The organism is Parvimonas parva (assembly GCF_045866535.1).
Taxonomy (GTDB): domain Bacteria; phylum Bacillota; class Clostridia; order Tissierellales; family Peptoniphilaceae; genus Parvimonas; species Parvimonas parva.
This window is the reverse complement of sequence record NZ_AP038371.1, coordinates 176,176-196,090: the sequence shown is the minus strand read 5'-3', so window position 1 is coordinate 196,090 and position 19,915 is coordinate 176,176. Positions and strand designations below refer to the sequence as shown.

The 19,915-nt window shown below is 30.5% G+C and carries 15 protein-coding genes and 1 pseudogene; 5 read left to right on the top strand and 11 right to left on the bottom strand.

The window, feature by feature from the left end; translation table 11 throughout:
- Nucleotides 1–72 precede the first annotated feature (72 nt).
- The 3 genes from rho to fsa are packed head-to-tail and all read right to left on the bottom strand — an operon-like array spanning nucleotide 73 to nucleotide 3,044.
- Complete coding sequence (gene rho / locus ACKTSI_RS00995; protein ID WP_407862915.1) at nucleotides 73–1,386, bottom strand: transcription termination factor Rho; 1,314 nt, start codon at nucleotides 1,384–1,386, stop codon at nucleotides 73–75.
- Nucleotide 1,387: 1 nt separating this feature from the next.
- The gene (gene glpX / locus ACKTSI_RS00990) at nucleotides 1,388–2,368 is read right to left on the bottom strand and encodes a class II fructose-bisphosphatase (protein ID WP_201276059.1); all 981 of its coding nucleotides are present in this window, start codon (nucleotides 2,366–2,368) and stop codon (nucleotides 1,388–1,390) included.
- 25 nt (nucleotides 2,369–2,393) lie between these two features.
- Nucleotides 2,394–3,044 carry a fructose-6-phosphate aldolase gene (fsa, locus tag ACKTSI_RS00985; protein ID WP_407862914.1) on the bottom strand — a complete coding sequence of 217 codons (651 nt, stop codon included), beginning with the start codon at nucleotides 3,042–3,044 and terminating at the stop codon, nucleotides 2,394–2,396.
- A gap of 127 nt (nucleotides 3,045–3,171) precedes the next feature.
- On the opposite strand from fsa, the gene ACKTSI_RS00980 reads away from it, so the two are divergent.
- A complete protein-coding gene (locus ACKTSI_RS00980; RefSeq protein WP_231723281.1) occupies nucleotides 3,172–3,864 on the top strand; it encodes a bifunctional 2-polyprenyl-6-hydroxyphenol methylase/3-demethylubiquinol 3-O-methyltransferase UbiG in 693 nt (230 codons plus the stop codon).
- A gap of 50 nt (nucleotides 3,865–3,914) precedes the next feature.
- On the opposite strand, the gene ACKTSI_RS00975 is transcribed toward ACKTSI_RS00980, so the two are convergent.
- On the bottom strand, nucleotides 3,915–4,802 hold the full coding sequence (locus ACKTSI_RS00975) for a fructose bisphosphate aldolase (protein ID WP_068474955.1): 888 nt from the start codon (nucleotides 4,800–4,802) through the stop codon (nucleotides 3,915–3,917).
- 242 nt (nucleotides 4,803–5,044) lie between these two features.
- Between ACKTSI_RS00975 and ACKTSI_RS00970 the strand changes: the two genes are divergently transcribed.
- The gene (locus ACKTSI_RS00970; protein WP_288980369.1) at nucleotides 5,045–5,182 is read left to right on the top strand and encodes a hypothetical protein; all 138 of its coding nucleotides are present in this window, start codon (nucleotides 5,045–5,047) and stop codon (nucleotides 5,180–5,182) included.
- 150 nt (nucleotides 5,183–5,332) lie between these two features.
- Here the strand turns inward: ACKTSI_RS00970 and ACKTSI_RS00965 are convergent, their stop codons facing one another.
- Both ACKTSI_RS00965 and ACKTSI_RS00960 read right to left on the bottom strand, forming a co-directional pair.
- Nucleotides 5,333–8,305, bottom strand: coding sequence for an InlB B-repeat-containing protein (locus tag ACKTSI_RS00965; protein ID WP_407862913.1), 2,973 nt, complete (start codon nucleotides 8,303–8,305; stop codon nucleotides 5,333–5,335).
- A 173-nt stretch (nucleotides 8,306–8,478) separates the two neighbouring features.
- Nucleotides 8,479–8,688, bottom strand: coding sequence for a hypothetical protein (locus ACKTSI_RS00960; RefSeq protein ID WP_407862912.1), 210 nt, complete (start codon nucleotides 8,686–8,688; stop codon nucleotides 8,479–8,481).
- Nucleotides 8,689–8,849: 161 nt separating this feature from the next.
- Between ACKTSI_RS00960 and ACKTSI_RS00955 the strand changes: the two are divergent.
- Nucleotides 8,850–9,831: pseudogene (locus tag ACKTSI_RS00955) on the top strand (DDE-type integrase/transposase/recombinase).
- Between the two features lie 59 nt (nucleotides 9,832–9,890).
- Here ACKTSI_RS00955 and ACKTSI_RS00950 read toward each other — a convergent pair.
- A complete protein-coding gene (locus tag ACKTSI_RS00950) occupies nucleotides 9,891–10,136 on the bottom strand; it encodes a SemiSWEET transporter (protein ID WP_407862911.1) in 246 nt (81 codons plus the stop codon).
- 120 nt (nucleotides 10,137–10,256) lie between these two features.
- On the opposite strand from ACKTSI_RS00950, the gene pip reads away from it, so the two are divergent.
- Together pip and ACKTSI_RS00940 are read left to right on the top strand one after the other, a co-directional pair.
- Nucleotides 10,257–11,198: a prolyl aminopeptidase gene (gene pip, locus ACKTSI_RS00945; RefSeq protein ID WP_407862910.1), complete on the top strand. Its 942-nt coding sequence runs from the start codon at nucleotides 10,257–10,259 to the stop codon at nucleotides 11,196–11,198.
- 311 nt (nucleotides 11,199–11,509) lie between these two features.
- A complete protein-coding gene (locus tag ACKTSI_RS00940; protein ID WP_407862909.1) occupies nucleotides 11,510–11,881 on the top strand; it encodes a DUF6483 family protein in 372 nt (123 codons plus the stop codon).
- A gap of 29 nt (nucleotides 11,882–11,910) precedes the next feature.
- On the opposite strand, the gene ACKTSI_RS00935 is transcribed toward ACKTSI_RS00940, so the two are convergent.
- The 4 genes from ACKTSI_RS00935 to ACKTSI_RS00920 all read right to left on the bottom strand — a co-directional run bounded on the left by ACKTSI_RS00935 (nucleotide 11,911) and on the right by ACKTSI_RS00920 (nucleotide 19,652).
- On the bottom strand, nucleotides 11,911–12,612 hold the full coding sequence (locus tag ACKTSI_RS00935; protein ID WP_407862908.1) for a TrmH family RNA methyltransferase: 702 nt from the start codon (nucleotides 12,610–12,612) through the stop codon (nucleotides 11,911–11,913).
- A gap of 2 nt (nucleotides 12,613–12,614) precedes the next feature.
- Complete coding sequence (locus ACKTSI_RS00930; RefSeq protein ID WP_407862907.1) at nucleotides 12,615–14,351, bottom strand: DEAD/DEAH box helicase; 1,737 nt, start codon at nucleotides 14,349–14,351, stop codon at nucleotides 12,615–12,617.
- A gap of 183 nt (nucleotides 14,352–14,534) precedes the next feature.
- The gene (locus ACKTSI_RS00925; protein ID WP_407862906.1) at nucleotides 14,535–17,993 is read right to left on the bottom strand and encodes a hypothetical protein; all 3,459 of its coding nucleotides are present in this window, start codon (nucleotides 17,991–17,993) and stop codon (nucleotides 14,535–14,537) included.
- A gap of 468 nt (nucleotides 17,994–18,461) precedes the next feature.
- Complete coding sequence (locus ACKTSI_RS00920) at nucleotides 18,462–19,652, bottom strand: iron-containing alcohol dehydrogenase (protein WP_201275672.1); 1,191 nt, start codon at nucleotides 19,650–19,652, stop codon at nucleotides 18,462–18,464.
- Between the last annotated feature and the right edge of the window lie 263 nt (nucleotides 19,653–19,915).

Genomic DNA, 19,915 nt, shown 5'->3' with positions numbered 1-19,915 from the left:
TGTTTTTATATGCTTATAATATCACTTCATCTTAAAAAAGTCAACATTCAAAAAAAAAGGAGCCTTTGCTCCTTAAAAATTGTTTTTTAGTATAACTTTAACAAAATCTTTGTTGTCTTTGGTTTTTTTTATATTTTTAACCAAGTTTTCCATAATTTCGTTAGTGTTTGTGTTTGAAAGTTTTCTTCGAATTAGATTTGCTGTTTGCATTTCTTCTTCAGTTAAAAGTAAATTATCTTTTCTTGTGCCTGATTTGTAAATATCTATTGCAGGGAAAATTCTAAGCTCGGAAAGTTTTCTACTCAAATGAATTTCCATATTTCCCGTTCCCTTAAATTCTTCATAAATCATATCGTCCATTTTACTTCCCGTATCTACAAGTGTTGTTGCAATTATGGTTAAACTTCCACCGTTTTCTACATTTCTGGCAGAGCCAAAAAATCTTTTAGGCTTATGCAATGCAAAGGGATCAAGTCCACCTGTAAGTGTCTTTCCTGAAGATGGTGTATTTACATTGTAAGCTCTTGAAAGTCTTGTTATGCTGTCAACCAAAATTACAACGTCCTCGCCAAGCTCTACAAGTCTTTTTGCTCTTTCAAGCACAAATTCTGCAAGTCTTATATGATTTTGTGGTAATTCATCAAAAGTTGATGCTATTACTTCTGCATTTGTAAATCTTTGCATCTCTGTAACTTCTTCAGGCCTTTCGTCAACAAGTAACACAAAAATTTTACTCTTTGGATAATTGACTTCTATTCCTTTTAAAATCGAACGCAACAAACTTGTCTTTCCTGCTTTTGGAGGTGCGACAATCAACGCCCTTTGTCCTTTTCCAATCGGTACTAAAAGGTCAATTATTCTTGTTGAAACTTCATCTTTTTTATTTTCTAAAATATATTTTTCATTTGGATAGATTGGAATTAAATCGTCAAAATCTTTTCTAGATTTTAAATCTGAAATTTTTATATCATTTATTTCATTTATATAGATAAGCGGAGAAAATTTTTCCGTTTCCTTTCTATCTCTCGTTAATCCCAAGATTTTATCGCCTTTTCTAAGTCTAAATCTCCTTATCTGAGTTGGAGAAACATAAGTGTCCTCCTCTCCGGAGTCGTAGCCATTTGAACGTAAAAAACCGTAGCCATCTGCTGTAATGTCGATTAAACCACAAACCGACTTTGTATTGGTCTTTGTATCATTTTCGTTTTCAATCGACTCACTAACGACAGTTTTTCTTGAATCTTCACTTTCAAATCCATTATCAGCCTTTAAAATTTCAGCAATTAACTCATCTTTTTTATATTTTGAAATATTTGCAATCCCATAAGACTTTGCAATAGTCTTTAATTCATCAAGATATTTTCCTTTTAAAAGTTCTATATTCATACTATCTCTTTATCTTTGTATATTCAGGTTTTTTAGAAATTCTGTGAGTTGCTTCAATATTTCTAACTGTTCCTGTTTCCGCTCTCATTACAACTGAGTAAGTCTTAACTTTATCGTTACCGATATGTCTAACTCCGTTTAAAAGTTCGCCGTCAGTTACACCTGTTGCAGCAAATAAAACTTCTTCACCCTTTACTAAGTCGCTCATTTCTAAAACTTTTAATGGGTCTTCAAGTCCCATAGCCTCACATCTTTTGAACTCTTCTTCATCAGCTGGAACAAGTCTGCCTTGGAAAACTCCACCTAAAGCCTTAATAGCAGCTGCAGCTAAAACTCCTTCAGGTGCTCCACCGATTCCAACCATTAAATCGCAACCACTATTTTCAATACAAGTTGCAATGGCTTGAGCAATATCTCCTGCTTCAAAAAGTTTTATTCTTGCGCCAAGTTTTCTAACTCTATCTATAATATCTTGATGTCTTTCTCTATTTAAAATACTAACTGTAACTTCGCTAACTTCTTTTCCTAAAGCTCTTGCAAGTCTTCTGATATTCATTTCTATTGGTAAATCAATATGAATACAGTCAACAGCCAAAGGGCCTGCTGCAATTTTATCCATATACATATCAGGTGCATGAAGTAAACAACCTTTAGGAGCACAAGCTGCAACAGCTATTGCATTTGGCAATCCATTTGCTACAAGAGTTGTTCCGTCAACAGGGTCAACTGCAATATCAACCTTTGTTACATCTTCTTGTCCATTCCCAACAACTTCGCCTATGTATAACATAGGAGCCTCGTCCATTTCTCCCTCTCCGATAACAACAGTTCCTTCGATAGGAAGTTCGTTGAACATTGACCTCATAGCCTCAACAGCCGCTCCGTCAGCGCCATTCTTATCACCTTTTCCTAAAAAATATGATGAACGAATTGCTGCCGCTTCTGTAACTCTAACTAAATTTAAACTTAAATTTCTATCCATAATTATCTCCTTATACGTTTAAAACTTATTTTTCTGTATTAACACTTTCCCAATCTTTTAAAAACTTTTCTATCCCAATATCTGTAAGTGGGTGTTTTAACATTTGTTTGAATACTTTATAAGGTACTGTTGCAATGTCTGCTCCACTCTTAGCAATTTGAAGAACATGCATAGGAGTTCTAACAGATGCAGCAATAATTTCAGTATCTATTGCATAGTTACTAAAAATTTCAAAAATATCTTCAATTAAAATCATTCCGTCTGAACTTATATCATCAAGTCTGCCTAAGAACGGACTAACATAAGTAGCTCCTGCCTTTGCTGCAAGTAGTGCTTGAGTCGCTGAGAAGATTAAAGTAACATTTGTTTTAATTCCGTCTTTACTCAAAATGCTAATAGCCTTTAAACCCTCTTCAGTCATTGGAATTTTTATTACAATGTTTTTATTTATCTTTACAAGTTCTCTAGCCTCTTTTACCATTTCTTCGGCTTCTAAGCTAATTACTTCTGCTGAAATAGGTCCGTCAACGATTGATGTAATTTCAGTTATAACTTCAACAAAACCCCTTCCCTCTTTTGCAATTAAAGACGGATTTGTTGTAACACCATCAAGAATTCCCCATTTACTTATTTCTCTTATCTCATCTACATTAGCAGTGTCAATAAAAAATTTCATCACTTGCCTCCTAAAAAAATTTAATCTATTCGTAATATATTTTACCACAAAACAATTCAAAATGCTATTAAATGTTAAGTATGGGTATATATTTTATAGTATGATATTTTCAAAAATGGAGGTTTTTATGAATAAGTTTTATAAAGAAATATGCAAATATTATGAAGATATTTTTCCAAAAAATGAAAATCAAATAAATTTTTTAAATAATATTTCAGATGGAAAAGATTATTTAGACATCGGTTGTGCGACAGGACTTGTTGCAAAAAATTTAAAAGATTTAGGAAAAAATTTAACTTGCATCGACTTGGAAGAAACTATGGTAACCGAGGCAAAGAAAAAAGGACTTAAAGTCTTTAAAAAAAATATGCTTGAATTAGATTTTGAAGAAAAATTTGACGTTTGCTATTGCATTGGAACAACAATCGCCCACTTGGAAGATAGAAACGAAATTTGTAGCTTTATCTTAAAAACTATGGACTTGTTAAAAGAAAACGGAAAATTAGTTTTAAGCTGGGTAAACTTTAAACCTTTCATTTTGAAAAATGATTTATTCCTTGGCGCATTGCCAACACTTGGAACAAAAGTAAAATTCACAAGAAATTATTACAGAGAAAATAGTAAAATTCGTTTTAATACAGTTTTAACAACAGAAAACGAAACATTTGAAAATACACAACTCTTAGTACCTCTATTAGTTGATGATGTAATTTCATTCATAGAAAGATTGGGATTAAAATACGAAATTTACGGAAATTTCAAAAAAGATAAATTTGACGAAGAAAACTCTCCGTCAGTTGTATTTGTAGTAAGTAAATAGTAGATAAAAAAACAGCTAGACGACTAGCTGTTTTTAATTTATTTTTTTAATTATTTTCTTGATGCTTGGAATATGCTTTCGATTGATGTATCAAGCATTTTATCAAATTCTTCTTGTGTTTGGTTTACATTTAAACCTTCTGATAAAGCTCTTGAGAAACTTGCTATAACTCCGTTATTCTTAGCTAAAAGTTCGTTTGATTCTTCTCTTGTGTATCCACCTGAAAGGGCAACAACTCTAACAACTCTCTTATGTTCAACCAATTCTTTATAGAAATTAGAAACTGTTGGTAATGTAAGTTTTAACATTACTTCTTGTCCTTCTTCCAACTTATCAAGTTCTTTTAGGATTTCTCTTTTTAAGATTTCTTCACATTTTTCTTTTTCTAAAGAATTTATATCAACTTCAGGTTCAACGATTGGAACAAGTCCCCCTGCAATTATTTGTTTTGCAAAGTCAAATTGTTGTGCTACAACTTCTTTAATAGCATCTTCGTTTGCACATTTAATTACTGAACGCATTTTTGTTCCGAAAACTCCGTATTCAACACCTTTTTTAACAATTTCTTTTAAATTTGGAATTTCTTTCATAAGTTGAACGCCGTTTTTTTCTTCCGCTAAGCCTTTATCAACTTTTAAAAATGAAACTATTCCTTTTTCATTCCATAAATAATCTGGAGTGAATTTACCATTAACTTTTCTTTCCATTGTCATTTCAAATAAAATAGCACCTAAGATACGTTCTTTAGTGAAAGCCTTTGAAGTAACAATTCTTGAACGCATTTCGTGAATTAAATCGAACATTTCAGCTTCGTTTGAATAAGCATCTTCATTTACACCATATAATCTTAATGCTTTCGGTGTACTTCCACCACTTTGGTCTAAAGCTGCTATAAAACCTTCATCATTTTTAATTCTGTTAAATTTTTGTAAATCCATATTTCCTCTCCTTAAAAATTATTAAGTATTTTTTACTTTATGTATATTTTACCATATTTGAGTTAAGTTTGCAAAGTTAGTAAATAGCTTAATTTCAATATTTGCTTAACTTAACTTTTTCTTGAAAAGTGTAAAAGAGCGACTTACAAGAGTAATACAAAGACTTTCATAAATAAACTTGCAAATATTAAAGAATTAGAAGAATTAGAAACTATAATAGAAAAAAGAAAGGAATTTTAAAAATGAATAATGTTATATCAATTTTACACGATATTGAATATGGAAGAAAATATTTATGTATAAATATAACAAATGAAATGCTTTTAAAATTAATAGATTTTTTCAAAATAAAAAAAGAGAGCTTTAGATCGTTCAGTTAGGGATTTATGGAAATCGAGTTTAACCGATAGCCTTTAAGCGGTAAAAAAAATAACGACCATACAAGAGTAGAAATACTCCTGTGTGGTCGTTTTCTTGTGTTTATTGAAACTATAATTGTTCTACAATTTTTTCTAAGTTTATTTTTTCATCTAGTTTTCTTCTCTCATTTTGCGTTTTCTCAAAGCTATAAGAACAGCTAATGCTCCACCTGATAACGCTAATAATCCTGTAAATATTCCTACATTTGAACTATCTCCTGTTTGTGGTACTTTTGTATTTACTACAGGTTTTTGTGGTTCTGGTTTTACTGGATCCTTTGGACCTGGTTTTACTGGATCCTTTGGACCTGGTTTTGCAGGTTTTTTATCATAAATAGCATAGACTTTCATATCTTTATTTACAATTGTATCTCCAGTAAATGCTGTGCCTTTTCCATCAGACTGTGTATTCCACTCTTTGAATACGTAGCCTTCTTTAGCTGGATTTTTCGGCATAGATTCTGTATCTAATGCGTCACCTGAAATAGACTTACCATTTTCTACTTTTACCTTAGCGTATTCCTTATCACCATTGATAAATGTAACGGTATTTTGTGTTGGTTCTGGTGTTGGATCTGGGTTTACTATCTTTTCTTTTACTGTAACTTTCGCTTTTGCTGTCGCAGTAGCACCCTTGGAGTCTTTTACTTCAAAGGTAACTGTGTATTCGCCAACCTTATTCTTATCAAAACCTCCCTTATCTGTAATTTTAACGTCTTTTTTTAGGTCTCCGTCTTCTTCATCAGTTGCCTTAACAACTAAACTCATAAGATCTAAATCTTCGCCTTTAGTGATTGTCTTATCCTTTACTTCAAGTTCTGGAATCTTGTTCCACTGTGCAACAAATGCATGACTATCCTTTACTGTATATGAATCCCCAGGATTGTATTGTGACCCTTTCCAATAAAGGAATTGATACCCTTCTCGCGTAGGTGCTTCTATGATTGTAATTTTATCATTTTCCTTGTGTGATTCCTGCTTGATTGATTTGCCGTCTGTGAATTTACCACCATTTGCATCATAAGTAATAAGCAATCCACCTTGGTAATTGATATCATAGTTATTAAGTAAACTCTTACTCATATACTTATCGTGTGGAACATCTGATTTTTCACTGAACAAAAGGTTATCAAACTTTTCAAAATTTATTGGAGGCTGATGTAATCCGGTTCTTGCCTCGTTACCTTTAAATAACGTCGTTGCATCTATTTTCAAATTTTGGTATTTGCTCGTATCTGCAGGATTTGAATAATCAGCTGATGCATCAAAAATTGCACCACCTAAGCCTGCTTTGTTACCAATAAATTTGCTCTCACCACTAATGTTTACATTTGCATCAACATCAACATAGAGTGCACCACCTAAGCGCTTATCCTGATCATTTTCTGGACCTTGTGTATCATTCCCATTAAATTCTGTATCTTTAATTTCAACTTTTCCAGACTGCACGGTCACTCCGGCGCCATTTGGAGCTTCATTGTTCTTTATTAAACTTTTAGAAATGACCATTTCGCTATTTATATCTTCATCCTTTAATGATAATATCGCACCACCTACGCTTGCGGCAATATTAGACTCTAATGTAGTTCCTTCAACGGACAATTTGCCTCCCATAACAAAAATTCCACCGCCAAGTTTTGCTTGATTGCCTTTGAAGATACTGTTTTTTACATTATATGTTTTATCTCCATTTACACAAAGTCCGCCGCCATAAAGGGTATAATTACCATTATTCTGAAAAGTACTGCCCTCAATAGAAATTGGTGCATTAAAAGACCAGATTGCTGCTCCTTTTTTTGTTGCCTCATTTGCAGTAAAATTACAGCCACTCATAGTGCTTTCTTCCGTAGAAGGATTAATATGAATTGCTCCGGCAAATGTTGCGCTGTTTCCAATGAATTTTGAATCTTTAACTGTCATCTTCATGTCCTTGGGTATATCAAGGGCGCCACCCGTATTAGCCTTATTCTCTCTGAACGTGCTACCCTCAATTGTCATATTCTTTTGACTGTAAATTGCGCCACCAAATTTGGATTGATTCTTTTCGAATGTTGAATTTTTTACTTTAAATTCATTTGAACCCCAAATAGCGCCACCGCCACCGTTAGAAGATGTCGTTGTATTATTTCTAAAAGTTGCATTTTCTACTGTTGCGGTAGATGTTGTGCCAATCCACAAAGCTCCTCCATACTTTCCTTGATTGTTTTCAAAAGTTCCACCTGTAATATTGAGCTTGCCGTTTGTAAAAAGAACTCCACCTCCACTTTTTGAAGAATTGTTCTTAAATGATCCGCCTTTTATGTTAATTGTAGTCTTCGCACGGGCCTGAATTACACCGCCACTTTTTTCAGCAGTATTATTTTGTAGAACAGCTCCGTCCTCAATGGTCAATATTGAATTACCCTCGGCCAAATAAAATGTCGTTCCAAGATAGTTAGGATTATCCTTAAAATTCTGAATTACAGCCCCTTTTCCCAAAATCAAGTTGGCTCCGTTTTCATCATCCCCTCCTGCAACCATACATAACTGTCCATCACCGTTTCCATCTAAAATCACATTCTCTATTCGAAGCGTACATTTTGAATAAACCGTCATAATATCACGATTGCCTATTCTTTTTAGAGTAAATGTATGACCTTCTTTGGATTTTAGTAATATATTTACACTGGATTTTCCCCAACTTTGCTCGTTCGCAGGAATGTCGTAATCCTTGTTCATAGTTACTACATACTGATTTTCTAATTTTTCTTGTTCGCAAGCTTCAATCGCTTTATAAAAAGTATCATATTCACCCACTAATGTCTCTTTGCTACTATCGGCAATTGGATACTTAGTTACTGTGAATGTTTTTGTGCTGACAGGGTCAGCCTTTAATAGTGGTGACTGTAGAGATTTCAAATTTTTATTTTGCGCCTCTTCTCCCACAGCTTTATTTTCTTCTAATAAACTTTCATTCTTAATTATCCCGTTACTTTTTTCTGTAAAGTCTTCTGCATGAACTTGCGACCCACTTGCCAGCCCTATGCCAAAACTGAAAATAATAGCTAAAAATACAGCAATACTTTTTTTCAATTTTTTATTCATTTTATACCTCCATATAATTTTTATTTTATTTCTTCCGTATAATCCCACCTATTTTATGGCAAACACCCCCTTAAAAGTGTTATCGTGAAACAAACTAGATATAAAAAAATGTGCATTTTCAGGTGCGTTACGCACAGAAAAATGCACATCAAAAGCAAGGTTATTTAAGCATATTATAACCTTGTCTTGTCTTGTCTTGTCTTGTCTTGTCTTGTCTTGTCTTGTCTTGTCTTGTCTTGTCTTGTCTTGTCTTGTCTTGTCTTGTCTTGAGCATTATAATCGCCTTCTTTTAATTTGTCAAGTCTTTTTTTATTATATACAGTTATTATATCATATTTCCATGATGAAATAAATATTATTTTACACAAGAATCGTAAATTCATGTTTATTATATCATATTTTTAAATATAAAGCTACTTATATCTTATTTTATATAAAAGTATTATGTTATGATACAATTGATGTGAGACCAAGGGTACAAAAAAAGAGAATATCCTGTATAATTAAAATAACAAAAAAAATAACTAGAAAGGAACTCTCTTTTATGAATAATATTATATCACAAAATCAAGAAAATATAAAACACAACCAACGTTATATCCCTCATTTACTTCAAACAAGATACCATGCTGTTAAAACTTACAGAAATGGTAATTCTGTTAGCTTTGTTTGTAGAAGATATAAAATATCTAAAGCCTCCCTTATGCGTTGGAATAAAAGATTTGATGGCTCTATTGACTCCCTTAGGGATAAATCTCATAGACCTTTATCTAAACACCCTAATTCTCATACTGATACTGAAATTTATTGGATTAAAAATCTCATTAGAAGAAATCCTAATATTTCTTTGATTGAACTTTATGCTAAACTTAAACTAAATAAAGGTTATACTAGACACCCTTGCTCCCTTTTTAGATTCCTTAGAAAACTTGGCTTTTTTTAAAGATATTAAACAACCTTCCAAACCCTATGTTCCTAAACCTTATCATACTCCTACTAAAATTGGTGTTAAAATGCAACTTGATGTTAAATATGTTCCTAATTCTTGTTATGTTGGTAAATATCCTGACAAATTCTACCAATATACAATTATTGATGAGGCAACTCGTGAAAGGTTTATTTATCCTTTTAAGGAACAATCTTCTTATAGTACTGTTACTTTTGTTAAAATGGCTATTAAACACTTTGGTTATACTCCTGAAATTATTCAAACAGATAATGGCTTTGAATTTACACATTTTAAAGATACTAAAAGAGTTCATCCTTTTGACAAACTATGTAATGAATTGGGTATTAAACATCAATTAATCAGACCTAGAACACCTAGACACAATGGCAAGGTTGAAAGAAGTCATAGAAATGACAATGAAAGATTTTACAGTAATTTATCTTTTTATTCTTATGAAGATTTGGTTGTACAAATGAAAAAATATCTCTATAAATCTAATAGATTACCTATGCAAACTTTAAATTGGCTTTCACCTATTGAAAAACGTAAAGAATTATTAGAATTAAAGGAGAATTAATTCTCCTTTAATTCTAACATACAGGTTATGTTTTTTTATAATTTTTGGTCTCACATCATTTACAAATGTACATATCTTATTTTATATAAAAGTATTATTGCGACCATAACAAATGAAATACTATTTGCAAAAATTAGTGCAAAATCTTTTATAAAAATTCCATGAACTAACCACAAAAAAATCCCAATAGTTTGCATAAAACACATAAGTAATGAAAGAGATTTTGTATTTTTATCCTTCATTACCTTTATAACTTGTGGTGCAAATGCAAATGTCGTAAGACAAGCTGCTACTATTCCTATCATAAAACCTCCTAACATATCATTTAATGATTTTATCACATTTTGACCATAAAAAACAACTTGACAAAAAAATATTTTTCTTATAATATAGTCTTGATAATTAAATTTATTTTGGAGGGTAATATGGAATTAAAGACACTTTTTCCTGATTTTGAATCATTTGATAAGGGATATTTAAAAGTTGATGATAGACATGAAATTTATTTTGAACAAGCTGGAAACCCAAATGGTGCTCCTGTTGTTTTCGTTCATGGAGGACCGGGTTGTGGTTGTGGAGCAAATTCAAAAAGATTTTTAGATCCTACATTTTATAGAATAGTAACAATCGACCAAAGAGGTTGTGGTAAAAGTAGGCCATTTTTAGAATTAAAAGACAACAACACAGAAAATCTTGCAAAAGATATGGAAAAGATAAGAGAACATTTAGGCATTGATAAATGGCTTGTTTATGGTGGTTCTTGGGGAACTACATTATCTTTATACTACGCAGAAAATTATCCAAAAAGGGTTGTTGGACTTATCCTTCGTGGAATATTCTTAGGAAGAGATGAAGATATTAAATGGTTATATCAAGGTGGAGCAGGAATGTTCTTTCCTGAGGCTTTTGATATTTTTAAAGCTCCTTTTACAGAGGAAGAAAGTAAAGATTATGTTCAAAGCTATTACAAATATTTAACATCTGACGATTATGAAACAAAGAAGAAATACGGAAAATCTTTTAGCGCTTTTGAAAATTCAGTTGTTGCGCTTGAACCGAGAGTAATTTCAGAAGAAATAACTGATGAGGATATTTCAATGGCGATTATGGAATGTCATTACTTTGTAAATCATTGTTTCTTCGAGGACAATTACATTTTAAATAATGTAGAAAAAATAAAAGATATTCCTACAATAATAATTCATGGAAGATATGATGTTGATTGCAGACCGGTTGGAGCGCATTTATTAAATGAAAAATTAAATAATTCAAAATTAATTTTCCCTATTTCAGGACATACTTCATTCGATCCACCTATGACACATGAACTTATCCTAGCTCAAGAGGAATTTAAAAAACTTTTTTAGATTTTCTAGGCAAAAAGGGGGAAAACTATACAAACAAAGAAAATATAACAAAAATATTATTTACAATAGGTGCATTAATGGAATTAATTTCATTAATATGTTAAATCATTTAAAACAGACCTTAGAATTTCTTTACCTTAATATGTATTCATTTGTGGTTATTTTCTACCACAAATATTAGGAGCAGTTGGAGCATATTTTACAAGATACACAAAACAAACAGCTCTATGGGTAATTTTAAATCTTGGACTAATCTGTTCTACAATGTATTTTAACATTGCACATCTTGAAGTAATAGACTAGGAGAAAATATGTTAAAGAATGACTATATAATGAGAAAAATTGAAGAATGGATAAGTATGATTTTGGAATTTGTATTTAAAATAGATAAAAATTCCTCTCCTGAAAAATTATTAAAATTCGATGAAAGCAAAGAATTTTTAAAGATTTTAAAAGAAGAAATAGATTTAGGTCATATCGATAAGGCAGAAGATAATCTGTATAAAATGTTAGAATACAAAAACGGCGACAGCCTACTTATCGGACTGCTTTTCTATTCTTACCTAAATACAAAAGATTCAAAATTCCTAAATGAACATAATTTTGAAAGAGATGAAATCAAAATAGGATTAAAGGATTTATTAAACGAATTTAATATGAACGACTTGTCAAACTTAATTTAAAAAGCAGGATTACTCCTGCTTTTCGTTTTTTATCTTTCTGTGAATTTATACATTGCTATTGCACTTGCGATTGGTAGGTTAAAGCTATCTACGTCTTTTGTTTGCTCTATGAATACCGGATTTGTTCCTTTTAAGTCAAAGTTTTCAAGTCCATGTGATTCATTTCCGAACATTAATGTAAATGGCTTTTTAATTTCTACATTTTTAAGAGAAGTTGATTTTTCATTTAATATGAATGAATAAATATTATTTTTTTCAAAATTTTTCTTGTAATCTTCAAAATTTTTAAAAATTTCTACATTCATCTTAAAGATTGCTCCCATTGATGCCCTAACTGTCTTTGGGTCAAATACATCACAACCGTCAATTATGGCAATATTTTTAAAGCCAAATCCTAAAGCTGTTCGTAAAATAGTTCCCAAATTTCCCTTATCTCTCGGCTCACATAACAATATATGATTGTCTTTTTTTATTTTTGCAAAGTTTTTTTCAAAAACACCTATCACAAGTGTATTTTCTTTGCTTTGAAGTTTGTTTACAATTTTATCATTATAAATTAAATTAACACATTTTTCAGCACAAAACTTTTCCAATTTCTCTTTATCATCATATTTTGAATGTACTAAAACTGCAATAGTTTTATACTTTTCTGACTGCAAAAGCTCAATCGTAGGAAAAGCTCCCATTGTGTATGAAAAATTCAAATCTTTTTTATATTTACAAAATTCCATATCTATCTTCTTTTTTGCTTATCACGTTTTGGCTTATCGCCTCTTCTATCTTTTTTATCCTTTTTATCTTTTTGTTTCGGAGAAAATTTTGAATAATTTTCTTTTTTATTTGCAAGTTCAACTAAGACCTTAAAGCCTTTTATATGCGCATTATTCAAGTTATTTACTGCATCTTTAAGAGCATTTTTATGAATATTTACAAAGCTGAACTTTTCAAAAATTTCAATATCTCCAATATCTCTTGCACTTAATCCTGCATCATTACAAAGAGCAGATACTATATGTCTTTGTGAAACTCCCTTTCTTGAGCCTATGTTGATATAAATTCTGCCTGAATTTTTATCTGTAACATTTGACTTTCCAAAAGTTTTATTGGAAATTGAAGTCTTATCATTTCCTTTTTTCTTATTCTTCTTAATATCAACGTCCATAAGTTCTTCGTGATTATTAAGTTTATTATTTTCGTTATAATGTTTCAAAAGACAAGCTGCAATGTCGATTGGAGAAAAATCTTCACTCATCAAAACATTGATAAGGTTCAATTCTTTTGAATGTTCATTTTTATTGATTTCTTCCTTGATATCTTCCATAAATCTTTCTTCATGTCTTTTAATCAAGTCTTTAAGAGTTGGCATATCTCTTTTTTCAATCTTAGTTTTTGTATATTTTTGAATTTGTGATAGAGTGTTCATTTCTCTTGGAGAAACAAAACTTATCGCAGTTCCCTCTCTACCTGCCCTTGCAGTTCTACCTATTCTATGAACATAATATTCCACATCTTGTGGCATATCATAATTTATAACCAAATCTACATCATCAACGTCGATACCACGAGCAGCAACATCAGTTGCAACTAAAATATCGATAGTTGAATTTCTAAACTTATTCATTACTCCATCTCTTTGAATTTGCTTTAAATCACCGTGAAGTCCGTCTGCAAAATATCCACGAGATTGAAGGCCTGCTGTTAAATCGTCAACCATTTTTTTAGTATTACAGAAAACAACTGTAAGTTTTGGATTTTGAACATCTAAAATACGAGATAGTATTTCTAACTTCATATTATGTTTAAGCGCAAAATAGTATTGAGTAACCTTTGGAACAGTCAATTCCTTAGGAACAACCTTTATAAGTCTTGGCTCACTTTGGTATCTTGCAGCAAAGTCCATAATTTCTTGGTCCATTGTAGCTGAGAAGAAAGTTGTTTGTCTTTCATAAGGTAAAAATCCTATAATCTTTTCAATATCTTCTCTAAAGCCCATATCAAACATTTCGTCCGCCTCGTCCAAAACAAATGTTCTAATATTTTCTGTTTTTAAAGTTTTTCTCTTAATATGGTCTATAACACGACCAGGAGTTCCAACTACAACTTGAACACCCATTTTTAAAGAACGGATTTGTCTTTCTATCGGTTGTCCCCCATAAATCGGAACAACAGTAACTCCCTTATACTTTGCAAGTTTTGAAATTTCTTCTGCAACTTGAATTGAAAGCTCTCTAGTCGGACAAAGTACCATTGCTTGAGTTGTCTTATTATGTCTATCTACTTTTTCTACTATTGGAATACCGAAAGACGCTGTCTTTCCTGTTCCTGTTTGTGCTTGTCCAATAATGTCCTCATTATTTAACATCGTTGGAATTGCTTGTTTTTGAATTGGAGATGGTTCTTCAAAACCCATTTCAACAATGGCTTTTAAAAGACTATCCGACAAATTAAATTCATTAAAATTTTCTATCATATTATTTCCTTTCATATTTACCGTGAATCTTAACGATAGTTACGAAAGAAAAAAGACAAAAACAAACTACACATTAAATATCACGACATATTTTTGAGTAATAACTTAAGCATTAATTATAGCATAATTAAAGAGAAAAGTAAAATTTTTAAAAGCAAAAAAGCCACAATCGTGGCTTTCGTTTTAATTAATTTTTATAAACTTTGACAATTCTTTTTTCAAAAGTGGTAAATTTTTGTCTATAAAATTTTTATTTCCGTTTGAAAAAGCAGTTTCCAATGACGGAATTAATCCCTCAATATAGGCTTGACTAAGCATTGGAACTTTATCTTTGTTCTCTTCATATAACTTTTTATATTTTTCAAAGTCTGCTTTTCTTGAATCTTCTTTTTGGTTTTCAACCTTTTCTTCAGAAATTTGAATATATTTTGATAACTCTGTCTTTAAGGCTTTTAGCTTTTCTTTAGCAAAAGATTCATTATTTTTTGTCAATGCAGTTTCTATTGCATTAATCAAACTTTCAATAAATGCTTGGTCTAAAACAGAAACTTTTTCTTTGTTTTCTTCGTACAATTTTTTATATTTTTCAAACTCTGCATTTTTATTATCTTTTTTAATTTCTTTTTCAACGGAAACTTTCTTTTCAAACTCATTTATTTTTTTGAATTTTTCATTTGTATTTTCCATTTTTTTGATTTCTTCAAATTTCTTCAATAATTCAGTTTTATTTTCTTTAGACTTGATTAAATTTTCCACTTCTGAAATTCTATGCTTAACTAATTTTGATACAATTTCTTCTGAAACTTTTAATTTTTCACTCATAGAATTAGGAAGTTCAAATGCTCCTTTTGGAAAACCGTCAATATGATAAATATTGAAATATTCTGAACCGTCTGACAAAGTAGCAACTTTATGATTAATAAAGTATCCCGTTTCATCAAAGCCGATTATTTCTGAATTATCAAACTTAAACTTAACCTTTGTCGGATTAACACTTTGAGTTCCTGCATAAGTATGAGAATGGTCGCCATGACTTATTGCATAATATTTTCCGTCATAAAAAATTACTCCGGCTGTATTTTTTTGAATATTTTCAACTTTTCCAAGCTCAGATTTAAGCGCGGGTGTGTTGGAATATTCCAAACTTGTAAGTGATTTAAATTTAATTTTATATTCCAAATTTTCAAGTAATGTTTCATTCAAATTAAGAGTCTTTATAGAGTTATTATCATTAGAAATTTTCAAACTCTTAATTGGATTTTTCCCTAATTTCAAAGTTTCAAGAAGTGGGAACAATTTAACATCTTCTAAAGAACTTATATTATTTTTTTCAGCCTCTATGAATTCAACATTTTTAAAATTAGAAAAAGCTTTCAAGCTATCAATATTATTTCCATTTGCAAAAATTGCAATAAGATTTTCTTGATTTCCAAGAGTTGAAAAATCTTTTATTCCTGTTTCAGAAACATAAAGAGTTTCAAATTTATTATTTTTTATTGGAGTCAAATCTTTAATTCTGTTACCGTCAAGACTTAAATTTTTCAACTTTGTTGTATTTTTCAAGAAATCTAAATTATCACAATTCACATAATCCATAATTAAAGTATCTAGTTTAGATAAATTAGAAATGAATGAAAAACTTTGAATATCATTTCTTGAAATATTTAATTTTTTCAAATCTTTCAGATTTTTAACAAAAGACAAATCAACATTACCAAGCTCCATAATGGATAAGCCCTCTAAATTTTTATATTCACTAATAAAGTCGAATTTTGTAATATTATTACCTGAAATATTTAAATCTTTTAAATTTTTGAACTTCTTTAAAGTTTCTATATCTGAATTAGTTGCACCTGTATATGAAATATTTAAGCTTTCAAGATTTTCCAACTTTTCAAGTCCGGACATTTTAAGTGCATCATTAAATTTATATAAATTTATCTTTTTAATGCTCTTTAAATAATTTTCCAATTCTGTATCAGAAATTTCTTTTCCCGGAAAAGCTATATCTCCCTCGGCTAACATCAAAGCATAAATCAATCTTTCGTCAAAGCCCTTTTTCTTTAAAAGTTTTTTACCAATTTCCGGCTCTCCCTTAAAAGCAGGCCCATGATTATGGTCATTTACGATAATTTTTACAGGATTTGATTCCTTTAGAAGGACGCCGTTTTTATAAACAGCAACCTTTATAATCGCTCTATTATATGTTGAATCCAATGAAAATGTTGAATTAAAACTCTTATCCTTAGACTCAAAAACTTTTTCAAAATCTTGTGCTCTTTTCTTCAAATACCATACATAGTTTACATCATTTTCATCACAATTTACCAAAAGAGATAATTTATCCTTAGTATGATAATGGTCTTTAAGACCTGTAATCACAACATCTCCAACATTTTTAGTTAAAACTTTTAAAGTTCCTTGACAAGTATCGACAACTTTTCCGTTTTTATCTAAAGCCTCAGCCTTTATAATAGCGCGATTATCTTGTTCTGTTAAAACAATCTTTAAAGTTTCAGTATTTGCATTTTCTATTTTTTCAAAATCTTTCCCATTTCTTTTAATATACCAAGAATAAGATTTTACAGACTTTTTACTACTATGAGCCCGTATCTTAGTTTCATCTCCAACAAAATAATTTTGTAACAAATCGTGGAAATGCATTTCAAAGTCTTTCTTAAAGTCACCCTCTTTTTCCATCTCTTTTTCACTAGGAAGTTCTTTCTTGCCTGCCGGGTCTTTCTTTGTTATATATTCAGTTCCGTCATCAAGTTTTACATGCCAATGGTCACCATGCTTTCTAATCTCTACTATCTTTCTTCCCTTTGTTTCCTTTTCTGTTATCTTTTCAACCACTTTTGATGATTTTTTTTCATCAATCTTATCTTTCTTTGTTGGGTTCTCATAAGTAACATACTCTGTTCCATCATCAAGTTTTACATGCCAATGGTCGCCATGCTTTCTAATCCCTACTATCTTTCTTCCCTTTTTTTCTTTTTCTGTTATCTTCTTAACTACTTTTGATGATTTTTTTTCTTCAACTACGGTTTTCTTTGACGGGTCTTCATAAGTAACATACTCTTTTCCGTCAGCAGTTCTAACATGCCAGTGGTCACCATGTTTATAATAACTAACTATTCTTTTAGAATTCAATTCTTTTTTACTTATAGTCTTTATAGAATTTTCTTTTAATTGTGAAATATTTTTTATCTTACTTGGGTCCTCATGAGTTATAAATTCTCCATGCTTTGTTTTCACGTGCCAATGGTCGCCATGCTTATAATATGAAATAATTTCATCAGGAGAAATATCTTTTAAACTCTTTTCCATATTTTCACTTTCAAGAACAATTTTATTATCTTTTTTAAAAAGCTCTTCATATTTTTCTTTATCTAAGCTATATTTCTTTCCATTATAAATAATATGATAATGATCGCCATGAGATTGGACATCTATTTTAACTTTTTCTCCATTAATATAGACTTCCTCAACAGTATATCCCTTATACTTACTCCTTTTTGAATCATTTTCTTCAAAAAGACTCACATCTATCTTTTCTTTTTCTTTAACTTCTTTTTTGCTACCACAAGCACTTAAAACTAAAGCACTAAGTAACAACATAGCTATCGTTCTTTTTTTCATAAACCCTCCTAAACCCTATTATTAATAGGAATAAATTGCATTTGCGTTTATGATACCATTTTATCATAATTTTGTCAACATAATAAAAAAATATTGATTTTTAAAGCATTTTATAAAATTTCTGTGGATAAATTTATTTTTTATACACTTTAAAAAATATATTTTTCCACAATTTTATTAACTTATCCACAGATATATACAACTTATCCACAAAAATTGTGGATAAGTTTGTGAATTAGCTAAAAAAATATATTATTCTATTATTTATTTTTTTCTTTTGGATAAATATATTACAGATTCTTAGAATTTAAGGAGGTATTTATGCACTACGATTACCAAAATTATAGATTAGCTCCTGAGGCAAAAAATCCTACCCTTCAAGTAACACATGGCTATTCTTACAATAAAAATTAAAACAATAGCAAAAAAGACGAGGAAATCCTCGTCTTTTTGAATTTTAAACCATTATTAGAAATCTACTTCTCTATCATAGAAACAACAAGTTAATAATTTTTCCATTTCAGCAGGTGTAATTGCTCTTGGGTTTGAACCAGTACAAGCATCTCCTACTGCAAGTTCTGCAACTTTTGGAAGTTTTTCATTGAATTCTTTTTCGTCAATGATTCCACCTTCATATTCTTTAATACAAGTTGGAATTTCTAATTCTTTATTCATTCTTAATAATTCGTTAATTAAGTTTTGTGTGCTTTCAGTATCATTTGCTCCTTCAAGTCCTAAAAATTTTGCAATTTCTGCATATCTTACTTCTGCTGATTTTTCTTTTGCGTTAAATTTAATTACTTTTGGAAGATACATTGCATTTGCACAACCATGAACAATATGTCCACCACTATAAGCTGCACCTGTTTTATGAGCCATTGAGTGAACGATTCCTAATAAAGCATTTGAAAATGCCATTCCTGCAAGACATTGTGCATTATGCATTTTTGCTCTTGCGTCCATATCTCCATTGAATGAATTAATTAAGTTTTCTCTAATCATTTTGATTGCATGAAGAGCAAGTCCGTCTGTATAATCGCAATGAAGAGTTGATACATAAGCTTCAATAGCATGAGTCATAGCATCCATTCCTGTATGAGCAACTAATTTCTTTGGCATTGTTTCTGCTAAGTCTGAATCTACGATTGCAATGTCAGGAGTGATATTAAAGTCAGCTAAAGGATATTTAATTCCTTTATCATAGTCAGTAATAACTGAGAAAGCAGTAACTTCTGTTGCAGTTCCTGATGTAGATGGGATAGCACAGAATAAAGCTTTTGTTCTTAATGTTGGGAAGTTGAAAGGAATACACAAGTCTTCAAAAGTAACTTCCGGATATTCATAAAATGCCCACATTGCCTTTGCAGCATCTATTGGAGAGCCTCCACCTACTGCAACAATCCAATCAGGCTCAAAGTTTTTCATAACCTCTGCACCTCTCATTACAGTTGTTACGCTTGGGTCAGGTTCAATACCTTCAAATACTTCCACTTCCATTCCGGCTTCTTTTAAGTTATTAACTATTTTATCCAAGAAACCGAAACGTTTCATCGCACTTCCGCCCACTGCTACAAAAGCACGTTTTCCTTTTAAATTTTTTAATTCTTCAATGGACCCTTTACCATGATATAAATCTCTAGGTAATGTAAATCTTGCCATTTCAAATTCCTCCTATGTAAATAATAATATGTACAGTTTTTTAATAAAAAAACCTTATCATTAGTATATCACTTTAGTTTTCAATGTTCAATAGTAAAAAATAAAGGATTTTGTCTTTTTTTTAAATAAGTTAAATTTTTTCACAAGCAATAAATAAAAATGTCATAAATTGTTTTTTTAGTAAAGTTTTCTTCAAATATTAAATTAAAAAATAATGATTAAGTAAAAAATAAATACTATTTCAAAATACTTTTACACAAAAT

Coding starts and splice junctions, on each gene's coding strand:
- rho (WP_407862915.1), bottom strand. CDS start 1,386: ATGAATATAGAACTTTTAAAAGGAAAATATCTTGATGAATTAAAGACT.
- ACKTSI_RS00960 (WP_407862912.1), bottom strand. CDS start 8,688: ATGAATTTACGATTCTTGTGTAAAATAATATTTATTTCATCATGGAAA.
- ACKTSI_RS00950 (WP_407862911.1), bottom strand. CDS start 10,136: ATGATAGGAATAGTAGCAGCTTGTCTTACGACATTTGCATTTGCACCA.
- pip (WP_407862910.1), top strand. CDS start 10,257: ATGGAATTAAAGACACTTTTTCCTGATTTTGAATCATTTGATAAGGGA.
- ACKTSI_RS00920 (WP_201275672.1), bottom strand. CDS start 19,652: ATGGCAAGATTTACATTACCTAGAGATTTATATCATGGTAAAGGGTCC.
- ACKTSI_RS00975 (WP_068474955.1), bottom strand. CDS start 4,802: ATGGATTTACAAAAATTTAACAGAATTAAAAATGATGAAGGTTTTATA.
- ACKTSI_RS00935 (WP_407862908.1), bottom strand. CDS start 12,612: ATGGAATTTTGTAAATATAAAAAAGATTTGAATTTTTCATACACAATG.
- ACKTSI_RS00930 (WP_407862907.1), bottom strand. CDS start 14,351: ATGATAGAAAATTTTAATGAATTTAATTTGTCGGATAGTCTTTTAAAA.
- fsa (WP_407862914.1), bottom strand. CDS start 3,044: ATGAAATTTTTTATTGACACTGCTAATGTAGATGAGATAAGAGAAATA.
- ACKTSI_RS00980 (WP_231723281.1), top strand. CDS start 3,172: ATGAATAAGTTTTATAAAGAAATATGCAAATATTATGAAGATATTTTT.
- ACKTSI_RS00925 (WP_407862906.1), bottom strand. CDS start 17,993: ATGAAAAAAAGAACGATAGCTATGTTGTTACTTAGTGCTTTAGTTTTA.
- glpX (WP_201276059.1), bottom strand. CDS start 2,368: ATGGATAGAAATTTAAGTTTAAATTTAGTTAGAGTTACAGAAGCGGCA.
- ACKTSI_RS00965 (WP_407862913.1), bottom strand. CDS start 8,305: ATGAATAAAAAATTGAAAAAAAGTATTGCTGTATTTTTAGCTATTATT.
- ACKTSI_RS00970 (WP_288980369.1), top strand. CDS start 5,045: ATGAATAATGTTATATCAATTTTACACGATATTGAATATGGAAGAAAA.
- ACKTSI_RS00940 (WP_407862909.1), top strand. CDS start 11,510: ATGTTAAAGAATGACTATATAATGAGAAAAATTGAAGAATGGATAAGT.